16 protein-coding genes and 1 tRNA gene are annotated in these 18,348 nt (G+C 61.8%); 10 read left to right on the top strand and 7 right to left on the bottom strand.

Going from position 1 to position 18,348, the window contains the following annotated elements:
• Window positions 1-136: 136 nt before the first annotated feature.
• The 5 genes from HF682_RS08785 to HF682_RS08765 all read left to right on the top strand — a co-directional run bounded on the left by HF682_RS08785 (window position 137) and on the right by HF682_RS08765 (window position 6,373).
• Window positions 137-1,633, top strand: coding sequence for a leucyl aminopeptidase (locus HF682_RS08785; protein ID WP_168876796.1), 1,497 nt, complete (start codon window positions 137-139; stop codon window positions 1,631-1,633).
• Window positions 1,634-1,897 carry a hypothetical protein gene (locus tag HF682_RS08780; RefSeq protein ID WP_168876795.1) on the top strand — a complete coding sequence of 88 codons (264 nt, stop codon included), beginning with the start codon at window positions 1,634-1,636 and terminating at the stop codon, window positions 1,895-1,897. It abuts the gene before it with no gap.
• Complete coding sequence (locus HF682_RS08775) at window positions 1,894-2,331, top strand: DNA polymerase III subunit chi (RefSeq protein WP_168876794.1); 438 nt, start codon at window positions 1,894-1,896, stop codon at window positions 2,329-2,331. The genes HF682_RS08780 and HF682_RS08775 overlap by 4 nt, the downstream gene beginning before the upstream one ends.
• Window positions 2,328-3,473: a hypothetical protein gene (locus HF682_RS08770; RefSeq protein ID WP_168876793.1), complete on the top strand. Its 1,146-nt coding sequence runs from the start codon at window positions 2,328-2,330 to the stop codon at window positions 3,471-3,473. The genes HF682_RS08775 and HF682_RS08770 overlap by 4 nt, the downstream gene beginning before the upstream one ends.
• Window positions 3,474-3,562: 89 nt before the next feature.
• Window positions 3,563-6,373, top strand: coding sequence for a valine--tRNA ligase (locus HF682_RS08765; RefSeq protein ID WP_168876792.1), 2,811 nt, complete (start codon window positions 3,563-3,565; stop codon window positions 6,371-6,373).
• Window positions 6,374-6,460: 87 nt separating this feature from the next.
• Here HF682_RS08765 and HF682_RS08760 read toward each other — a convergent pair whose 3' ends face one another.
• Window positions 6,461-7,738 (bottom strand): YihY family inner membrane protein, encoded by a 1,278-nt coding sequence (locus HF682_RS08760; protein WP_168876791.1) that lies wholly within the window; start codon window positions 7,736-7,738, stop codon window positions 6,461-6,463.
• 67 nt (window positions 7,739-7,805) lie between these two features.
• Here HF682_RS08760 and wrbA point away from each other — a divergent pair, with 67 nt between their 5' ends.
• The 3 genes from wrbA to HF682_RS08745 all read left to right on the top strand — a co-directional run bounded on the left by wrbA (window position 7,806) and on the right by HF682_RS08745 (window position 9,928).
• Entirely contained in the window at window positions 7,806-8,399 is a 594-nt protein-coding gene (wrbA, locus tag HF682_RS08755) for an NAD(P)H:quinone oxidoreductase (protein WP_168876790.1), read from the top strand.
• Window position 8,400: 1 nt separating this feature from the next.
• The gene (locus HF682_RS08750) at window positions 8,401-8,754 is read left to right on the top strand and encodes a DUF2069 domain-containing protein (protein WP_168876789.1); all 354 of its coding nucleotides are present in this window, start codon (window positions 8,401-8,403) and stop codon (window positions 8,752-8,754) included.
• Between the two features lie 109 nt (window positions 8,755-8,863).
• On the top strand, window positions 8,864-9,928 hold the full coding sequence (locus HF682_RS08745; protein WP_168876788.1) for a serine hydrolase domain-containing protein: 1,065 nt from the start codon (window positions 8,864-8,866) through the stop codon (window positions 9,926-9,928).
• Between the two features lie 209 nt (window positions 9,929-10,137).
• Here the strand turns inward: HF682_RS08745 and HF682_RS08740 are convergent, their stop codons facing one another.
• From HF682_RS08740 to HF682_RS08730, 3 genes are all read right to left on the bottom strand, one after another.
• On the bottom strand, window positions 10,138-10,914 hold the full coding sequence (locus HF682_RS08740) for a substrate-binding periplasmic protein (RefSeq protein ID WP_168876787.1): 777 nt from the start codon (window positions 10,912-10,914) through the stop codon (window positions 10,138-10,140).
• Window position 10,915: 1 nt separating this feature from the next.
• On the bottom strand, window positions 10,916-12,535 hold the full coding sequence (locus tag HF682_RS08735) for a methyl-accepting chemotaxis protein (protein WP_168876786.1): 1,620 nt from the start codon (window positions 12,533-12,535) through the stop codon (window positions 10,916-10,918).
• Window positions 12,536-12,692: 157 nt separating this feature from the next.
• Window positions 12,693-12,769: transfer RNA gene (locus HF682_RS08730), tRNA-Arg, on the bottom strand.
• A gap of 144 nt (window positions 12,770-12,913) precedes the next feature.
• Between HF682_RS08730 and HF682_RS08725 the strand changes: the two genes are divergently transcribed.
• Window positions 12,914-13,705, top strand: a complete 792-nt coding sequence (locus tag HF682_RS08725) for a c-type cytochrome (protein ID WP_240947090.1) — start codon at window positions 12,914-12,916, stop codon at window positions 13,703-13,705.
• A gap of 56 nt (window positions 13,706-13,761) precedes the next feature.
• Here the strand turns inward: HF682_RS08725 and HF682_RS08720 are convergent, their stop codons facing one another.
• The gene (locus HF682_RS08720) at window positions 13,762-15,768 is read right to left on the bottom strand and encodes a UvrD-helicase domain-containing protein (protein ID WP_168876784.1); all 2,007 of its coding nucleotides are present in this window, start codon (window positions 15,766-15,768) and stop codon (window positions 13,762-13,764) included.
• Window positions 15,769-15,859: 91 nt separating this feature from the next.
• Here HF682_RS08720 and HF682_RS08715 point away from each other — a divergent pair, with 91 nt between their 5' ends.
• Complete coding sequence (locus tag HF682_RS08715; protein ID WP_168876783.1) at window positions 15,860-16,693, top strand: symmetrical bis(5'-nucleosyl)-tetraphosphatase; 834 nt, start codon at window positions 15,860-15,862, stop codon at window positions 16,691-16,693.
• Window positions 16,694-16,718: 25 nt separating this feature from the next.
• Here HF682_RS08715 and HF682_RS08710 read toward each other — a convergent pair whose 3' ends face one another.
• Window positions 16,719-17,558 (bottom strand): lysophospholipid acyltransferase family protein, encoded by an 840-nt coding sequence (locus HF682_RS08710; protein ID WP_168876782.1) that lies wholly within the window; start codon window positions 17,556-17,558, stop codon window positions 16,719-16,721.
• 16 nt (window positions 17,559-17,574) lie between these two features.
• Window positions 17,575-18,339 carry a GNAT family N-acetyltransferase gene (locus tag HF682_RS08705; protein ID WP_168876781.1) on the bottom strand — a complete coding sequence of 255 codons (765 nt, stop codon included), beginning with the start codon at window positions 18,337-18,339 and terminating at the stop codon, window positions 17,575-17,577.
• Window positions 18,340-18,348 lie beyond the last annotated feature (9 nt).

Here is an 18,348-nt window from a genome sequence, read left to right as displayed (position 1 = left end):
TGCCGGATGGCACGACGTGCCCTGGGCAACAACGGCACGCATAATAAAGGGCAGGGCCGGACCCGGCGGGTGGCATGATACACCCGCACTGATCTGCAGGACCTCCCGTAACTCTGACCAATCGAGGACAAAGGCAATGGAATTTAGCATAAAAACCGGTGCAGCGGATAAACAGGCCGTGGGTTGCGTGGTGGTGGGGGTGTTTGAAGACGGCAAGCTGAGTGCGGCTGCCAAGGCGGTGGACACGGCCAGTGGCGGTGCGCTGAAGGCAGCGCTGGCTGATGGCGATATCAGCGGCAAGGCCGGTAGCAGCCTGCTGCTGCGGGGCCTGGCCAATGTGGCCGCTACCCGCGTGCTGCTGGTCGGGCTGGGCAAGGACAGCAAGCAAGTGTCCGACAAGGACCTGCTGGACGGGCTGAGTGCGGCCTTCGCTGCGCTGCTGGAATCCGGCAGTCGTGACGCGGCGGTGTTCCTCAGCGAAGAAGCGGCGGACGCAGGCATGGCCCTGCAGCAAGCCATGCTGTTGCTGGCCAGCGCACGCTATCGCTTTGACCAGTTCAAGAGCAAGCCGGCGGAAAACCGCCAGAACCTGCACGCCCTGCATTTCTTTGTCGGCAAGAAGGACGTAGCTGCCGCGGAACAAGGGCTGCGTCTGGGTCAGGCTGTGTCGGCCGGGGTCAACCTGACCAAGGATCTGGGCAATATGCCGCCGAATGTGTGCACCCCGTCCTACCTGGCGGGTGTGGCACAAGAGCTGGCGCAGCAGTACAGCCTGTCGGTTGAAGTGCTGGAAACCGCTGACATGGAAAAGCTGGGCATGGGCTCGCTGTTGTCCGTTGCCAAGGGCAGCGTGGTGCCGCCGCGTCTGGTGGTGCTGAAGTACAGCGGTGGCGGCAAGAAAGACAAGCCGGTTGTGCTGGTGGGCAAGGGCATCACCTTTGACTCTGGCGGTATTTCCCTGAAGCCAGGCGAAGGCATGGACGAGATGAAGTACGACATGTGCGGTGCCGGCACCGTGCTGGGTGTGATGAAAGCGGTGAGCGAAGCCCAGCTGCCGATCAATGTGATCGGGGTGGTGGTGGCGGCGGAAAACATGCCGGCCGGCAATGCCAGCAAGCCGAGTGACATCGTCACCTCCATGTCTGGCCAGACCATCGAAATCCTGAATACGGATGCCGAAGGCCGCCTGATTCTGTGCGACGCACTGACGTATGTGGAGCGGTTTGATCCGGCCGCGGTGATCGACATCGCCACTCTGACCGGTGCCTGCGTGATTGCGCTGGGCCACATCAATACCGGCCTGTTTGCCAATGACGATGATCTGGCCAATGAGTTGCTGGCATCCGCCAGTGCCACCCGCGACTGGGCCTGGCGCATGCCGGTGCAGGCGGAATACGACGACGCGCTGAAGAGCAATTTTGCCGATATGGCCAACGTGGGCAGCCGTGCCGGTGGCAGTGTGACGGCAGCCATGTTCCTCAACCGCTATACCAAGGCGTACAAATGGGCGCACCTGGATATTGCCGGTACCGCCTGGAAGAGTGGCCCGGCCAAGGGCGCAACCGGTCGCCCGGTGCCGCTGCTGGTGAACTTCCTGCGCCAGCGTGCCCAGACCAAGAGCAAGAAAGGCTGAATGAGTACACCTACCCCTTCACAGGTGCAGGAGCGGCTGGCGGCGTTGTACGCCGCCATCGCTGAACAGCGCCTGTTCCATCTGGTTCGTACCGAGCGGCGCGACCAGATGGTCACTTTGCATTTCCGCCGCCGCCATAGCGTATTCTGCCTGCAACGTCGTGAACAGGATGGTCAGGTCGATTACATCATGCTGCACGATGGCGAGCGGGCACGCTCGACCATGCTGCGGGAAATGTGGCAGGACTTGCAGGCGCTGGCATGACGCAGGTGGATTTTTATTCCCCAGTGGCGGACAAGCTGGGGTTTGCCTTGCGCTTGTGCCAGAAAGCCCACACCCGACAATGGCGGGTGCTGTTCTGGTTCGACGACGTGGTGGCGTTGCAACACTGCAGCCACCAGCTGTGGACGCGTCAACCGACCAGTTTTGTGGCGCACAGTCGCGTGGACGAACTTGCGGCGGCAGATTCTCCACTGTTGCTGGCCTATGCGGGCTTGTCGCCGGATGGGGATTTGCCGCATTATGACGTATTGGTAAATTTCAGCCAGGACACCCCGCTGCCTTTTGCCCGTTTTGCCCGGCTGGTAGAAATGGTCGGTGAAGATGAGGCCGACCAGCTACGCTGCCGTACCCGCTTCCGTTACTACCGGGAGCATGGCTACCCCTTGCAGCATCATGTGCTGGGGAGTGATGCATGATAGAACCACCTGATCCCGACTTGCCCAACGGTGAGCCCAGCCGCCCGCCAGTGCTGGACAAGATGGATGCCCTGCTCAGCCGGCACCGGCCCACGCGCGCGCCTTTTCCGGTGCTGACGGAGCCGGTGGAACCGGTTGCGCCACCGGCGGAGACCCGCCCGCTCCCCAAGCCGGTGATTCGCCCGAAATCGCGTGATTTCCCCTCGCTGCTGGACCCGGATACACCGCCGGTCAGTGACCGGCAGCGCCTGCTGTTGCCAGAGCGCCCGCCAGAACTGGAGGTGATGCTGGATCTGGATGTGCCGGTGCTCAGTGCCGAGGCGCCAAAGACGACCAGCGTAGCTCAGGCCGAGCCGATGGCGCCGGTCAGCGTGGCGCCCGTGGTGACGCCACCGGTATTGCCCTCCCGGGTGGATCTTGAGGCGACCACGGTGCTGGAGCTGCAGTGGGAAGATGCCGAGCTGCATTTGCAACCGCTGGAGCTGGATATCCCTGAGGAATGGGTATCTGCCCCGGTGGTTACACCGGTGATGGCCCCGCCTGCCCCTGTGGCAGCGGCCCCCGACCTGTTGCCGGTTGAAAGTGCCCCGCCCCCGGGGTTGGCGCGCGTCGAAGAGGTGCCTCCGGAAGCACTGCCCGCCACTGATAGCGTGGATGAGTCGCCGGTGGAGCCCGTGTTGGCTCTGGAGGCTGCGCCTGAGGTTGAGCCGGTGTGGGAGCTGGAGCTGGAGGATGTGCTGGCAGAGGCAACAGCGCCCGTTGTGGTTGCCGAGGACTTGGCAAGGGGCAGCGAGCCGATCATGGCAGAGCCTCCCGAGCCTGCGCCAGCACCGATTGTCGACATCCCGGTGCTGACGGAGTTGATGATCGAGCATGACGAGGCGGATACACCGCTGCCCCCCGCGCATGAGCGTGAGCAGTGGGTGGCCGAGCTGGTGGACGAGGTGATGGCCGGGCTGGCGCCACGCATTGCAGCCCTGGTCCGGGCGCAGCTGGGCTTGCAGATCGGCGGCTTGATGAAAACCGTCACCGACAAGGTGTCCGAGCAGCTGCTGGTGGATTGGCGTGACGAACTGCAGCACAAGGTAGAACAGCGGCTGGCTGCCCAATCCACACCACACGATTCGGCCTCCGGATCGTAAGCCTGCGCTGGCCGCGTGCGGCTGGCGCTACCGGGCATGGGCTTCAGGTATAATGGCGCATTCGTCATTGATATTGAACGCCAATTCCTATGGAACTCGCCAAAAGCTTTGAACCGGGCGACATCGAACGCCGTTGGTACGCCCACTGGGCGCAGCAGGATTATTTCCGTCCGGGCATGCAGGCCGACACTCCGTCATTCTGCATTCAGCTGCCGCCGCCGAACGTCACCGGTACCCTGCATATGGGCCACGCGTTCAACCAGACCATCATGGATGGCCTGACCCGCTACCACCGCATGAAGGGCGATAATACCCTGTGGGTGCCGGGTACCGACCACGCAGGCATTGCCACCCAGATTGTGGTGGAACGCCAGCTGGGCGTGCAAGGCGTGTCCCGCCATGACCTGGGCCGTGATGCCTTCATCGACAAGGTGTGGGAATGGAAGGCGCAGTCCGGCGGCACCATTACCGAACAGATGCGCCGCGTCGGCTGCTCGGTGGACTGGTCGCAGGAATACTTCACCATGGACGAGACCCGCTCCCGTCTGGTGACCGAGGCCTTTGTCCGCCTGTACGAGCAAGGTTTGATCTACCGTGGCAAACGTCTGGTGAACTGGGACCCGAAGCTGCTCACCGCCGTGTCTGACCTTGAAGTGGTCAGCGAGGAAGAGGACGGCCATATGTGGCTGATCCGCTATCCGGTGACCGGCAGCGAGGAGGCTCTGGTGGTGGCCACCACCCGTCCGGAAACCATGTTGGGCGACGTGGCGGTGGCGGTGAACCCGGAAGACGAGCGCTACCGGCACCTGATCGGCAAGATGCTGACCCTGCCGCTGGTGGGGCGGCAGATTCCGGTGCTGGCCGATGATTATGCTGATGCCAGCTTCGGTACCGGTTGCGTGAAGATCACCCCGGCTCACGATTTCAACGATTATCAACTGGGCAAGCGGCATCAGACCGAGCTGGTCAGCGTGATGGACCTGCACGCGGTGATGCTGGCCGAGGCCGAAGTCTACAGTTTTGACGGGCAGCTGCTGCGTCGTGACCCCTTGCCGGCGGCTTACGCCGGGCTGGACCGTGCTGAGGCGCGCAAGCGCATCGTGGTCGACCTGAAAGACAGCGGTGCTTTGGTTGAAATCAAGCCGCACAAGCTGATGGTGCCACGCGGTGACCGTACCGGCTCGGTGATTGAGCCGATGCTGACCGACCAGTGGTTCATGGCAATGAATGCGGTGGCCAAGGATGACCTCACCGGCAAGAGCATTGCGCAAAAGGCGCGCGATGCGGTGGAAAGCGGGCAGGTACGTTTCATTCCGGAAAACTGGGTGAACACCTACAACCAGTGGATGAACAATATCCAGGACTGGACCCTGTCCCGCCAGCTGTGGTGGGGCCACCAGATTCCGGCGTGGTTCGACGAGGCGGGCAATATCTATGTCGCCCGCAGTGAGGAAGAAGCCCGCCAGCAAGCCGGTGGCCAGGCCTTGCGCCGCGATCCGGACGTGCTGGATACCTGGTTCAGTGCCGGCATGCTGCCATTCTCGACACTGGGCTGGCCGGAGGAGACACCGCAGCTGCAGCAGTTCCTGCCGTCCTCGGTACTGGTGACCGGCTACGAGATCATCTTCTTCTGGGTGGCACGGATGATCATGTTCAGCACCCACTTCACCGGCAAGGTACCGTTCCGCGACGTTTACATCCACGGCATGGTGCGCGACAGCGATGGCCGCAAGATGTCGAAGTCCGAAGGCAATGTGATCGACCCGGTGGACCTGATTCAGGGTATCGCGCTGGACCCGCTGCTGGAGAAGCGCACCACCGGCCTGCGTCGCCCGGAAACCGCGCCGGATGTGGCCGCTAAAACCCGCAAGGATTTCCCGGAGGGCATCCCGGCTTACGGTGCGGATGCGCTGCGCTTTACCATGGCCAGCTATGCCACACTGGGTCGCAATATCAATTTTGACTTCAAACGTGCCGAAGGCTACCGCAATTTCTGCAACAAGCTGTGGAACGCCACCCGCTTTGTGCTGATGAACACCGAAGGTAAGGATTGCGGTGCGGACAGCAGCCTGCCGCTGCAATACAGCTTTGTCGACCACTGGATCATCGGTCGCCTGCAGCAGGTGGAGCAGGCGGTGACCGAGGCGTTTGAGACTTATCGCTTCGATCTGGCAGCTCAGGCGCTGTACGACTTTGTCTGGAACGAGTACTGCGACTGGTATCTGGAACTGGCCAAGGTGCAGTTGCAAGGCGGCGAAGCAACACAACGCGCCACTCGCCGCACCCTGCTGCGGGTGCTGGAAGTGACACTGCGCCTGCTGCACCCGATCATGCCCTTCATTACGGAAGAACTGTGGCAGAAGGTGGTGCCACTACGCGGTGAAGCACACGCAGCCTCACTGATGCTGGCACCGTGGCCCATCGCTGACCTGGGCAAAGTGGACGCTCCCAGTATGGCGCAGATGGACGCGCTGATGGCGCAGGTGAATGCCTGCCGTACCCTGCGTGCCGACATGGGGCTGAGCCCGGCAGTCAAAGTGCCGCTGTATCTGGAAGGCAGCAGCCAACTGGATGCGTTTGGTCCTTATCTGGCGTTGTTGGCCAAGCTGTCTGAGGTGCAGCGGGTCGACGCCTTGCCGGAAGCGGATGCGCCGGTGCAGGTGGCCGGCGGCGCACGGCTGATGCTGAAGGTCGAGATCGACCGTGAGGCAGAGAAGGCACGGCTGGGCAAGGAGATTGACCGCTTGCAAGGTGAAGTGGCCAAGGCCAATGCCAAGCTGGGCAATGCCTCCTTTGTGGAGCGCGCTCCGGCGGCGGTTGTGGCGCAGGAGCAGGAGCGCCTGGCGGCATTCAACCATACGCTGACGCAATTGCAGGCTCAATTGGTCAAGCTCGGCTAAGAACCTGTTTTAGTCAGAGGCGGCAGGGCGGGATCATCAGCTGATGCTGGGTCCGCCTTGGCGCAGCCTAAGGCCGCGTATGCCGGTTCAGGGGGTTGCAGCGGTTTCCGGTGCAGGCAGCTTGTCCAGCGCTTCTCCTCCCTGCTGCAACAAATCAGCCACGCTAAGCTCCAGCTGCTGGTCGAGGTGTTGCAACAGGGGGCGCAGCGCCAGATTCACGGCGTCATCCTTTTGGGCCAGACGCCCGGCCTGGCCGGTATCCCAGATCAAGGCGCGGTAGAGCTGAAGCAAGCTGATCTGGTCCAGCTCCTGCCCCAGTACCCAGCGGTGGTTTGCCAAGCGCAACACCCAACCTTTGCGCTCCAGGCGGATCATCAGCTGCGATACGTCACCCATGCCGTTGCCGAGGTGATGTCGAATCTGCTCCGTGGTTTGTGGTACGCCCTTGCCATGTGCCTGATGCAGCAGCTGCAAAATGCGCAACGCCTCCTGGAATTCACGGCCAATACCACGGCGGGTGCGCCAGGCACCGGCACGCCAGTAGCTCAGGCTGGCGGTCAGGGTGGCACCCACCAGCACCAGACTCCACAGCAGATAGAGCCAGACCAGGAAAATCGGCAAGGCGGCGAAGGCGCCATACACCAGCTTGTAACCCGCCAGTTTCTTGACGTAGATGGCAAAGCCGGAACGCAGCAGCTCAAACGAAATGCCGGTGAACAGGCCGCCGAGCACGGCGTGTCGCCACGGCACTTGCCGGTTGGGAGCAAAGTGGAACAGCAGGGCAAAGGTCATCACGCCCAGCGTGGTGCGTAGCCCCAGCTTGAGCAGATTCTCCAGCCAGTTCAGCGAGCGCTTGAAGTCCGGCAGCAAGGCAAACAGCTGGTCGACCAGGGACAGCGACAGGCCAATCAGGATCGGCGCCAGCGTCAGGATGGTCCAGTACAGCATCAACCGCTGCCAGAAGGGGCGGCGATGCGCGGTTTGCCAGATGGCGGTAAAGGCCCGGTCGATGGTCGAGATCAGCATGATGGCGGTGATCGCCAGCACGATGATGCCCATTACCGTCAAGCGCTCGGCATTGTCGGTAAACTGCCGCATGTAAACGGTAATGATGCGCCCGGCGGTATCCGGCACCAGATTGGTCAGCAGGAAGGTCTTGAACTGGGTGCTGACCCGCTCAAATACCTCAAACGGGGCCAGCAAGGCCAGGGCGATGGTGACAAAGGGGACCAGTGCCAGCAAGGTGGTAAAGCTGAGGCTGCCCGCCACCTGCAGGCAGCGACCTTCCACCACCCGCTGACCGAGAAAGCGGGTGAAGCTGAGCAGGCTGATGACTCGGGCTGGAATCAGGTCGCGCAAAGGCATGACGGCATCCGGTAACACGGGAGGGTCCGCTATAATAACCCCCATTGTGACGATCAGGGGTACCACGGTGGCGGAAATTCTGGTGCTGTATTACAGCGTGCATGGCTCAGTACGGGCTTTGGCGCAACAGATTGCACGCGGCGTGGACAGCGTGCCGGGTGCGCGGGCCAAACTGCGCACCGTGCCACGGGTATCGACGGTGTGTGAGGCGGTGGAACCTGCCGTGCCGGAACAAGGCGCACCCTATGTGACGCTGGACGATTTGCGGCACTGCGATGGTTTGGCGCTGGGGAGCCCTACCCGCTTTGGCAATATGGCTGCACCGGTCAAGTACTTCCTCGACAGCAGCAGTGCACTGTGGCAAAACGGCGCGCTGGTGGGCAAGCCGGCGGCGGTATTTACCAGCAGCACCACCCAGCATGGCGGGCAGGAATCGACCTTGCTGTCGATGATGTTGCCGCTGCTGCATCATGGCATGCTGCTGCTGGGCTTGCCCTTTACTGAGGCGGCGCTCAGCGCCACCCGCGATGGCGGCACCCCCTATGGTGCCAGCCATGTCACCGGGCTGGGTAACCAGACGGCGCTCTCAGTCCACGAACAGCAGCTGGCACAAGCCTTGGGTCGCCGTCTGGCGGAAACCGCCTTGAAGCTGGGGGCGTGACATGCGAGCTGCGTACTGGACATGCAATGTCTGCCTGCTGGGCTTGATCGCCCTGTGCCTGGCCTGGGAGCTGTGGCTGGCCCCGCTGCGCCCCGGTGGTTCCTGGCTGGTGCTGAAGGTATTGCCGCTGCTGGTGCCGCTGTTCGGCATCCTGCGCGGACGGATGTATACCTACAAATGGATGACCATGTTTGTCCTGCTGTACTTCATCGAAGGGGTGATGCGCGGCTGGGGTGACCGTGGTCTGTCACAACAGCTGGCCCTGCTGGAAGTGGTGCTGTCTTGCGGGCTGTATGTCTCGGCCATCCTGTTTGTGCGGCGTACGCGCGCAGCCGGTACTCCCCAAGGGGTTTAAGCGGGTCTTCAGCTTGGCGTTGTAGTCTGCGTGCTTCACGCTGCCGGGAGAGGATATGCGTTGGGTGTGCCTGATGGTGATAGGGTGGGGCTGGGCTCAGGCAGCAGTCTTGGACTGCCCTGGCAAGGGGGGTGATGAGCAGCCCGCGATCAGTTACACCTTGCCCGTGGTGCCACCGGTCGCAGCAGCGGAATCGACTTTCCCAGCGCAGACGGTTGCACGGCTGGAGCGGGCGATGGATACCGCATTGTCGCGTACCCATGCTCGCGCCATCAGCGTGAGTGTCAGGCAGGGGGCGGCGCACTGGTCGAGCAATCGCACAGGAAATGGCGAATCTCCCTACCCGCGTTACTACTGGGCGAGTGTGGGCAAAATACTGACCGCTGCGCTGGTCATCCGACAGCTGGAGGCCCGTGATAGGGGGCTGGAGACACCGGTGCAGCAGTTGATGCCGGCGTTCCCGTTGCCGGAGGTTACGGTGGATCATTTGCTGCGACATGTGTCCGGCCTGACCAGCTATAACGAAGACCCGGAATTCCGCCAGCATCCCGGCGCAGTACGTCCTGAGCTGGTGTTGCAGCGTGCATTGCAGCGAGGTCGGCAATTTTGCCCGGGCTCCGGCTGGTACTACTCCAATACCGGCTACCAGCAGTTGAGTGCTTTGCTGGAGCACATGAGTGGTGAATCCTATGCCCACTATGCCAACGCTGAGCTACAAAAGGTTTTGGGGCCAAGCAGCTTGCAGGTGTTGCAGCCAGACGAATTGCCACCGGATGTGGCATCCTTGCTGTCGGCGTCCGGCCCGGTCATCCAGCCAGGCTGGCCGCAAGGGGCCGGGGCGCTGGTCGGCAGCCCGGATGATATGCTCAAGCTGTGGCAAGCCATTCTGCAGCAACGCTTCTGGAAGCACTTCCCAGCGTCACGCCTGTTTGAGCGCATGCACCCCATGTTTGAGCCCCGTCTGTTCTATGGCCGCGGTGTCATGCGCTATGAGGTACCGCTGGACGCAGGACGGGTGCAGACCTGGCTCGGGCATAGTGGTGGCACCCCCGGCGCCCAAGCCCTGGTAGCCTGGATACCGGAGCAACAAGTTTGGATTGCGGTTGTGCTGGGGGGTGAGGGTTCCGCTGAGGCCACCGCCGCCTTGCTGGCGCGCAGCCTTCTTCAGTACTGAGTCCGTCGCGGAATGGTTTTTCTGCTGATCGTATTCAATACCTGCAAATCTGGCTGACTGACGATGTCACAGTAGGAGGTAGCCGTGTCGCAGAGGCGGCCTTGAACCGATACGCTTCCGGGGGAAGGGCAAGAGAATGGCTATGGCTTGCATACTCCACTGGAGGGAATGTGCGCCAGCCCGTTGTCTTGCCGTTTTGCTGCGCTGGGTCAGTGTCTTGTCTGGGTGAGCTGGTTCCACTGCAGGTCCAGCTTGTTCAGGGTGCCATCCTGTTTGAGTCGGGTCAGTCCCTCCTCCAGCTGCCGAATTTGCTCCGGTGGCAGATTGGGGTTGAGCACCAGATGGAACGTCGTGATGTCCATGGTGTTCGGCAAAACACGGATGCGCTTGTCCAGTTTCGTGGCTTTCAGCGCTTGGGACAGCCCAGGTTCCCGGTAGTAAAAGAAGCGGCCCCACTTGGCCAACAGCTTGAGCAGATTGTTTTCCGTGCTGCCCGCCAGTGTATCAAGCTGCAAGCCGGGGATTTGTTTCAGGCGATCTACCGCGCCACTGCCATAGTTGACCAGGATGATATTGTCTTGGCCCAGCGCCAGGACGTCCTTCCATTGACGGACCGACACCCGATCGTCTTTGCGGACGGCCAGATAGTAACGGACTTCATATAGTGCAGGCTGGGCATAGCGCAGCATGGCCCGCCGTTCGGCGGTATCCAGCAGACCACAAGCCGGGTCAAGTTGCCCGGAGGCGACTTCGAGGATGATGCGCTTGAGCGGCAAGGGTTGCTGGTCACCTACAATTGTCAGGCCCGGTGTGACCCGTTCCAGTGCGCGGAACAGGTCTACGCAATAGCCGATCCATCGCTCGCCCTGCTGCTGGAACTTGGGGAAGGATTCTTCCTGGGCCGCGGTGCGCAGTGCACTGGCCCCGGCGCAGGTGCTGAAAGCCAATGCCAGACCTGCTGCCATCAGGCGGCGTGATACGGCCATGTCAGTGTTCGCGGGTCCGGAAGCGGTTGACGCTGGACTGCAATTTGACGGCGCACTGATGTATGGCTTGGGCCTGCAGCATGGCGTGCTCGGCGGAGGCTTGGGCACTTTCCACGACACTGACCACTTCTTCCACATTACCCGCCAGGTGCCCCCCGGCTTTGCTTTGCTCGTCCATGGCTTGGGCAACGGCACGGAAGCGATCCAGAGAGGCATGTGCTCGAGCGTTGATGGCTTGCAGCGACTGGGAGGCATCGTGGATGCGGGTGACGCCATCGGACACGGTGGGGCCAATCGCCTGCACTTGCTCGGAGACCGTGCTGGTATCCTGCACGACGGCCTGCACGATGGTGGCGATTTCATCGGTGGCCACGGCGGTGCGCTCTGCCAGCTTGCGCACTTCATCGGCCACGACGGCAAAGCCACGGCCGGTTTCACCGGCGCGTGCCGCTTCAATCGCGGCATTGAGGGCCAGCAGGTTGGTCTGGTTGGCGATTTCGCGGATCGTGCCAGCGATGCCGCTGATATTGCGGGTGCGCTCTGTCAGGGACTGCATGTGCTGGTTGACGGAGGTGATCTGGCTGGCAATCTGTGTAATGCTGTGGCGGGCTTCCTCGGTCAGTTTGCTGCCACTGGCCGCTTCTTCCGACGTCGTATGCGCATCGGACTCCGTGGCGCGGGCATTGCTCGAGACATGGTCAATACTGGCGGAAAGTTCCTCGATGGCTGTGGCGGCGGATGTGGTTGCCGCACTGGCTTGTTGGGAGCGCTGCTTCAGTTGCACCATGTGCTGCTGGAGGGTGTTGCCGTTGTGCTCAATCTCGAGGCTGCTGGCGCGAATGTCGCTGACCATGGTGAGCAGGTTTTGCAGCATGCTGCGCATGCTCCCCAGTAGGCTGTCAGCAGGGACGTCTGCGGCAATGTGCTGGGTCAAGTCCCCTTCGGCGATGGCTTTGACCACGTGCGCAGCGTGGGCGGGATCACCGCCGAGCGAGTGAAGGATGCTGCGGGAGAGCCGCCAGGCCAGCCCGCCGACTGCCAGCATGCCGAAGAGGATCAATCCCAGCAGCAGGCTGGCCTGACGCCAAAAAGTGGCGTCAATGTCATCAATGAAAAACCCGGTACCGATGACCCATCCCCAGGGTTGGACCCGGACCACGCCATTGAGTTTGGGATACTCTTCTTTGCTGCCCTTGCGGCTGGCGGTGACCACCACCTTGGCATAGTGCTCGGTGGCCAGCGCTTCGGCATAAACCTCTACAGAGGTTTTGCCATCGGGCCGTTTGCCGCCGTCATCATACTTGCCGATGCGCTTGGTGTCCGGGTGGTACAGCATGAAGTTGCCACTGTCCCGCACAAAGTAGTAACCGTCTTTGGCATGGGCACTGGCCAGGGCCAGCAGAGCCTGCTTTTTGGCCTCGGCTTCAGGTATCTTTCCTTCTGCTGCCAGTTGCGCCTGCTGGCTGACTACGCTCTCTGCAATCTGCAGCAGTTGCTCAATCTGAGCATGTTTTTCTGCAAGCAGGCCCTGGCGGCTTAGATAGAGCGAAACTGCCCCCAGCAGCAGCAAGCCCAGCAGGCTAAACAGGGTCAATAGTAACAGGCGGTGAGAGAGTTTCATGGTCCGCTCCTTGATGTAAGGTGAGGCGGTGTGCGGCGAAGGGGTGACATTCGGATTAAAGCAGAACCGTAGTCATATGCAAGCACTCCCCAAGCCGTATCACTGGCAAGCTAAGGGGATCGGGCTATACTGGCGTAGCAATATTACTGGAATGTGGTGGCGCACCCGACAGGAATCGAACCTGTGACCTTCAGCTTCGGAAACTGACACTCTATCCAACTGAGCTACGGGTGCATGGACAGCAGAGGGCGCTAGAATAGCGATTTTCTGATCATCCGTCCACGTTTTTTGTCGCGGACAGGGGCAAATGCCGTATAATCGCCGCTAATTTTTATGTTTGAACAGGGTTGGGCAAGCATGAGTGCAGATAATAATTCAATGAGTCCGAAGCAACTGGTGGGTCTGGTGGCGGCAGGTTTCGCCGTGCCGATCATTGCGGGCATTCTGATTGCCAAGTTGAGTACCAGTATCAACGAAAGCCAGCCTGACCCGGCCACCATGACCAAGGAAGCGGTTGCCGCACGCGTGCGGCCCGCAGGTGAGGTCAACGCCGGTGAAATCGTGGCGCCGGGCATGCACACGGGCAAGCAGGTAACGGAGAGCATTTGCTTCTCCTGTCACAAGGATGGCCTGGCGGGCTCGCCCAAGTTTGGTGATGCTGCTGCTTGGGCGCCGCGCATTGCGCAAGGCTTTGATGTTCTGTCCGATCATGCCATCAAGGGCTTCAAGGGTATGCCGGCCAAGGGTGGCGCAGCCGACCTGACCGACGATGAAATCCGCCGTGCCGTGGCCTATATGGGCAATGCTGCGGGTGGCAAGTTTACCGAGCCGGGCGTCAAGGGTGCGGAAGCTCCAGCCTCCGGTGCCGCAGCCTCTGCTCCGACCGCTGCAGCGTCAACCGCGCCTGCTGCAGCCCCGGCTGCCGCCGCAGTCGACGGCAAGGCCATTTTCTCGACCACCTGTACCGCGTGCCACAGTGGCGCCATGCCCAATGCCCCCAAGCTGGGTGACAAGGCTGCCTGGGCACCGCGCGCCAAGCAAGGCAAGGATACGCTGTACCAGCACGCACTGGCAGGCTTCAATGCCATGCCGGCCAAGGGCGGCAATGCTGGCCTGAAGGACGAAGAAGTCAAGGCCGCTGTGGATTACATGCTGTCGCAAGCACAGTAAGTGGTTGCTGAGTAGTACAACAAAAAGCGCAGCCGTGAGCTGCGTTTTTTGTTGGGTCATTCCTTCTTCAACATCGCCATCAGCCCTGCCAACCGCTCGGTGCCGCGTGCCTTGGCGGCGGCCTTGTCGGTGACGGGACGACCGGCAAACCACAGGTCGTCACTGCCCATTTCGTTGATGAAACGGGAGGGCTGGATCACCTGCCATTCCCCGGCACGCTTGCGCTTGAGGGCATAGGTCAGGGTCAGGCTGCGCTGGGCGCGGGTGATGCCCACATACATCAAGCGGCGTTCTTCTTCGATCTTGCCGGTGTCCACGCTTTCACGGTGCGGCAGGATGTCTTCTTCCACCCCCACCAGAAACACATGCGGGTATTCCAGCCCCTTACTGGCATGCAGAGTAGAGAGTTTCACCGCATCCGGCTCTTCATCCTCGCGGCCTTCGAGCATGGTGATGAGTGCGATCTTCTGGGTCAGCTCAACCAGCGTCGGCGGTTTGTCCTGCTCCGGATCGTCGCTCTTGCGGTTGATCCAGCCGACAAAGTCCTGCACGTTTTTCCACTTCTGCTCGGCAGCGCGCTGCTCTTCCGAATCAAACAGCCAGGTTTCGTAGTCAATGGCGGTCAGCAGGTCTTGCAACACCACCGAGGCGGGTTCACGCTCGGCCCGCCATTGCAGGCGGTTGATGAAGTCGCCGAACAGGTGCAGCGTATCGTACTGCTTGCTGGCCAGCTGCTGCTCCATGCCGGTTTCAAACACGGCAGCAAACAGGCTGAGGTGGCGCTCTGCCGCATAGCTGCCCAGCTTTTCCAGCGTCTGGTTGCCAATGCCGCGCTTGGGGGTGGTGGCGGCGCGAATGAAGGCCGGATCATCGTCGGGATTGGCCAATAGCCGCAGGTAGCTGAGGATGTCCTTGATTTCGGCGCGGTCAAAGAAGCTCTGTCCGCCACTCATCACGTAAGGGATGCGGTGGTTGCGCAGCGCCTGCTCCAGAATGCGCGCCTGATGGTTGCCGCGGTACAGGATGGCATAGTCGGCAAAGCGGGTGCGGGCCTCGAATTTGTGTGCCTGCAGCCGGGTGGCGACGGTCTCCGCCTCGTGCTCTTCGTCCTTGGTCGACACAATCTGGATTTGCTCGCCCAGACCATGCTCACTCCACAAGGTTTTCTCGAACAGCTTGGGGTTGTTGGCGATCAGGGTATTGGCGGCTTTGAGGATGCGCACCGAGGAGCGGTAGTTCTGCTCCAGCTTGATCACGTGCAGCTTGGGGAAGTCGCGCTGCAGGTTTTTCAGGTTCTCGATGTCGGCCCCGCGCCAGGCGTAGATGGCCTGGTCATCGTCGCCCACCGCGGTGAACTGGCCGCGGCTGCCGGTGAGCTGCTTGAGCAGGGTGTACTGGCAGGCATTGGTATCCTGGTACTCGTCGACCAGCAGGTAGCGCAGGCGATCCTGCCATTGTGATTCGATGTCCGGACGCTGGCGGAACAGTTCGACCGGCAGGCGGATCAGGTCATCAAAATCCAGCGCCTGATAGGCTTGCAAGGTGTCCTGGTAGGCACGGTACACCTTGGCGGCGTGTACCCCGGCATCGTCGGTCGCCTGCAGGATGGCATGGTCCGGGTCGGTGAGCGCGTTCTTCCAGTTGGAGATCAGGCTTTGTGTGCTGCGGATCAGTTGCTTGTCGGTGGTGCCGAGTGCATCCGAGATGATCTTGCCCGCATCGGCTGCGTCCAGAATGGAGAAATTGGGCTTATAACCAATATGGCGCGATTCCTGTCTGAGCAATTGTAGGCCCAGTGAGTGGAAGGTGCTGATGATCAGGCCGCGTGCGCTCTTGCCGGACACCAGCTGTGCCACCCGCTCCTGCATTTCCCGCGCTGCCTTGTTGGTAAAGGTGATGGCGGCGATATTGCGGCCCTGCATGCCGCATTCTTCGATCAGGTAGGCGATCTTCTGTGTGATGACCCGCGTCTTGCCACTACCGGCACCGGCAAGGACCAGCAGCGGGCCATCCAGATATTTGACGGCCTCACGTTGCGGCGGATTGAGGTGGGACAACTGCATGGGGAACCAGACGAAAAACCAGCGAGCCGCTATTGTAATGGGCTTCGGCCTGCTATGCTTGCCGCGCGTCGGAGATGGAGTAAAAGACAGCATGGCGTGTTATGCAATTGGCGATGTACAGGGCTGCTATGCGGCCCTGCGGAAACTGCTGGAGCAGCTGGCATTCGATCCGGCGCAGGACGAGTTGGTGTTTGTCGGCGATCTGGTCAACCGGGGGCTGGGCTCCCTGGAAACCCTGCGCTTCATCAAAGGGCTGGGTGAGCGGGCCCGGGTGGTGCTGGGCAACCACGATCTCTTCCTGCTGGCGCTGGCCGAAGGCTTTGTCCGCGCCAAGGCCGACGATACGCTGGACGCAGTACTGGCCGCGCCGGACCGGGAGGAGTTGCTGCACTGGCTGCGCCATCAGCCGCTGGCAAGGCGCGAAGGGGAGGCGCTGGTGGTGCATGCCGGTTTGCTGCCCGCCTGGAGCACCCGGCAGGCGGTAGAGCTGTCCGCCGAAGTGGAGGTCGCATTGCAAGGCCCGGACTGGCGGTCGTTTCTCGGTGCACTATGGGGCAATAAGCCTGGCCATTGGGACGATAGCCTGCAAGGCATGGATCGCTTGCGGGTGATCGTCAATGGCATGACCCGGCTGCGGTTTGTGACCGCAGCGGGAGACATCGACTTCAAGTACAAAGGCGAGCGTGAAGGTGCACCGGCCGGGCTGCAGCCCTGGTTTGAGGTGCCGGGGCGACGCAGTGCTGGAGAAACCATCGTCTGCGGGCATTGGTCGGCACTGGGCCTGATGTTGCGGCCTGATGTGCTGGCGCTGGACAGCGGCTGCGTGTGGGGCGGCATGCTCACCGCATTGCGGCTGCCAGACCGCATGGTGTTTCAACAGTCCGGCGCCGACTTTCCCGATGCCCGGCCGGTGGCGCAGGATTGAAGCATTGCCTGCCCGGGGGTTCCACTCAGGTGGCGGGGTTCCGCTCGATCACGTCACGAATCTGCTGATGGGCTTGGCTCGCCAGCTCGCGGCGGTTCACATGGGCGGCATTCATGGAGGGCAGCAAGGTCAGCTCGGCCACCAGCACTTTGGCGGAGGCCAGTTGCCACATGGATTGCAGCAGAGACGTTTCGCCAATATAGGTGGCCGCCGCGCTCGACTGATCATCCTCGGTGCGGTACCGCAAGGCCACCGGTCGCAGGTCGCCCTCGCTCAGGGTAACGGCATTGAGCAGTGAGGCGGTAAAGGGCAGCACGGATGTGCCATCGCTGGTGGTCCCCTCCGGGAAGAAGCCCAAGGTTTCGCCGTCTTGCAACAGGCGGGTCATGTCCTCATTCATCCGCATCATGTCACGGCGGTCACCCCGTTTGATGAACAGCGTGCCGGCATGCTTGCACAGCCAGCCCACCAACGGCCAGCCTTCGACATCGGCCTTGGCCACAAAGCGGCAGGGCACCATCGCGTTGATAATGAAAATGTCCAGCCAGGAAATGTGATTGCAGACCCACAGGGTATTGGGGGGCGGCGACAGCGGTGGCGTGCCCTTGATGCGCAGGCGGATGCCCATGACTTGCAGCATCTCACGCGACCAGCGCTGGATGCGCTGCTGGCGTTCTTGCGGGCTGGCTTTGGCGAAATGGCGACGAATTTCCAGCATGCCGCTCAGCAGATGGCACAGCAATCGGAATAAACGCCAGATCCGGACCGGCCAGAAGGTCCGGGCCGCAGGGTGCAGGAAACTCATCCCCGAGAGTATACGGGTCGGGCTTGCCGCTTGACCAGTGTCGTGGCTGTCAAACGGCATGCCCGCCTCAGTCGCTTCAGGCGGCTGCGGCCATGAAATGGCGGGCGTAGCGCGGGTTCAGGCGTGACATCGGCAACAGCAGCGGCAGGTCTGCCGTGTTGAAATCCGGATCCCAGGCCGGATCGCCGCAGATGTAGGCACCGGCGCGCATATAGCCCTTGAGCAGCGGCGGAATCTCCAGCGGCAGCGGCTCACGCAGTGCTTCCAGCGGCAGCGGGCAGCGTGGGGTAACGCGCCATTCCACCGGGGCCAAGTGGTTCTCGCTCAAGGAGGCGTAGATGTTGGCGGCCATATGGCCACCATCGGCCATGCTCATGCTGGCACAGCCCATCAGGTATTCGTAACGGTGACGCGCCATATAGTCAGCCAGACCGGCCCACAGCAGGGTGATGACCCCGCCGGAGCGGAAATCGGCGTGCACGCAGGAGCGGCCCAGTTCCACCAGCTGTCCACGAATGTGGTGCAGCCGGGTCAGGTCGAATTCGGTTTCCGAGTAGTAGCTGCCAATCTGCTTGGCGGCCTCCGGGCGCAGGATGCGGTAGGTACCGACGACGCGGTCTTCCGGACCCGCGCGCACCATCAGGTGGTCACAATAGGGGTCGAACAGGTCCTGGTCGAGGCCGCTGGCGGCGTTCGGCACATGGGCACCCATTTCTTCTACGAACACTTCAAAGCGCAGGCGCTGCGCTTCGCGGACATCATCTTCACTGTCGGCAAAGCACAACCGCAACGCTTGCTTGCCTGCGGTGGCAGCGCTACGGGGATCTGCTGCTCCAAACATGGCATGTCT

Source organism: Leeia aquatica, from assembly GCF_012641365.1.
Taxonomy (GTDB): Bacteria; Pseudomonadota; Gammaproteobacteria; order Burkholderiales; family Leeiaceae; genus Leeia; species Leeia aquatica.
The sequence above is the reverse complement of the archived record's forward strand: the minus strand, read 5'-3'. Positions and strand labels throughout refer to the sequence as shown.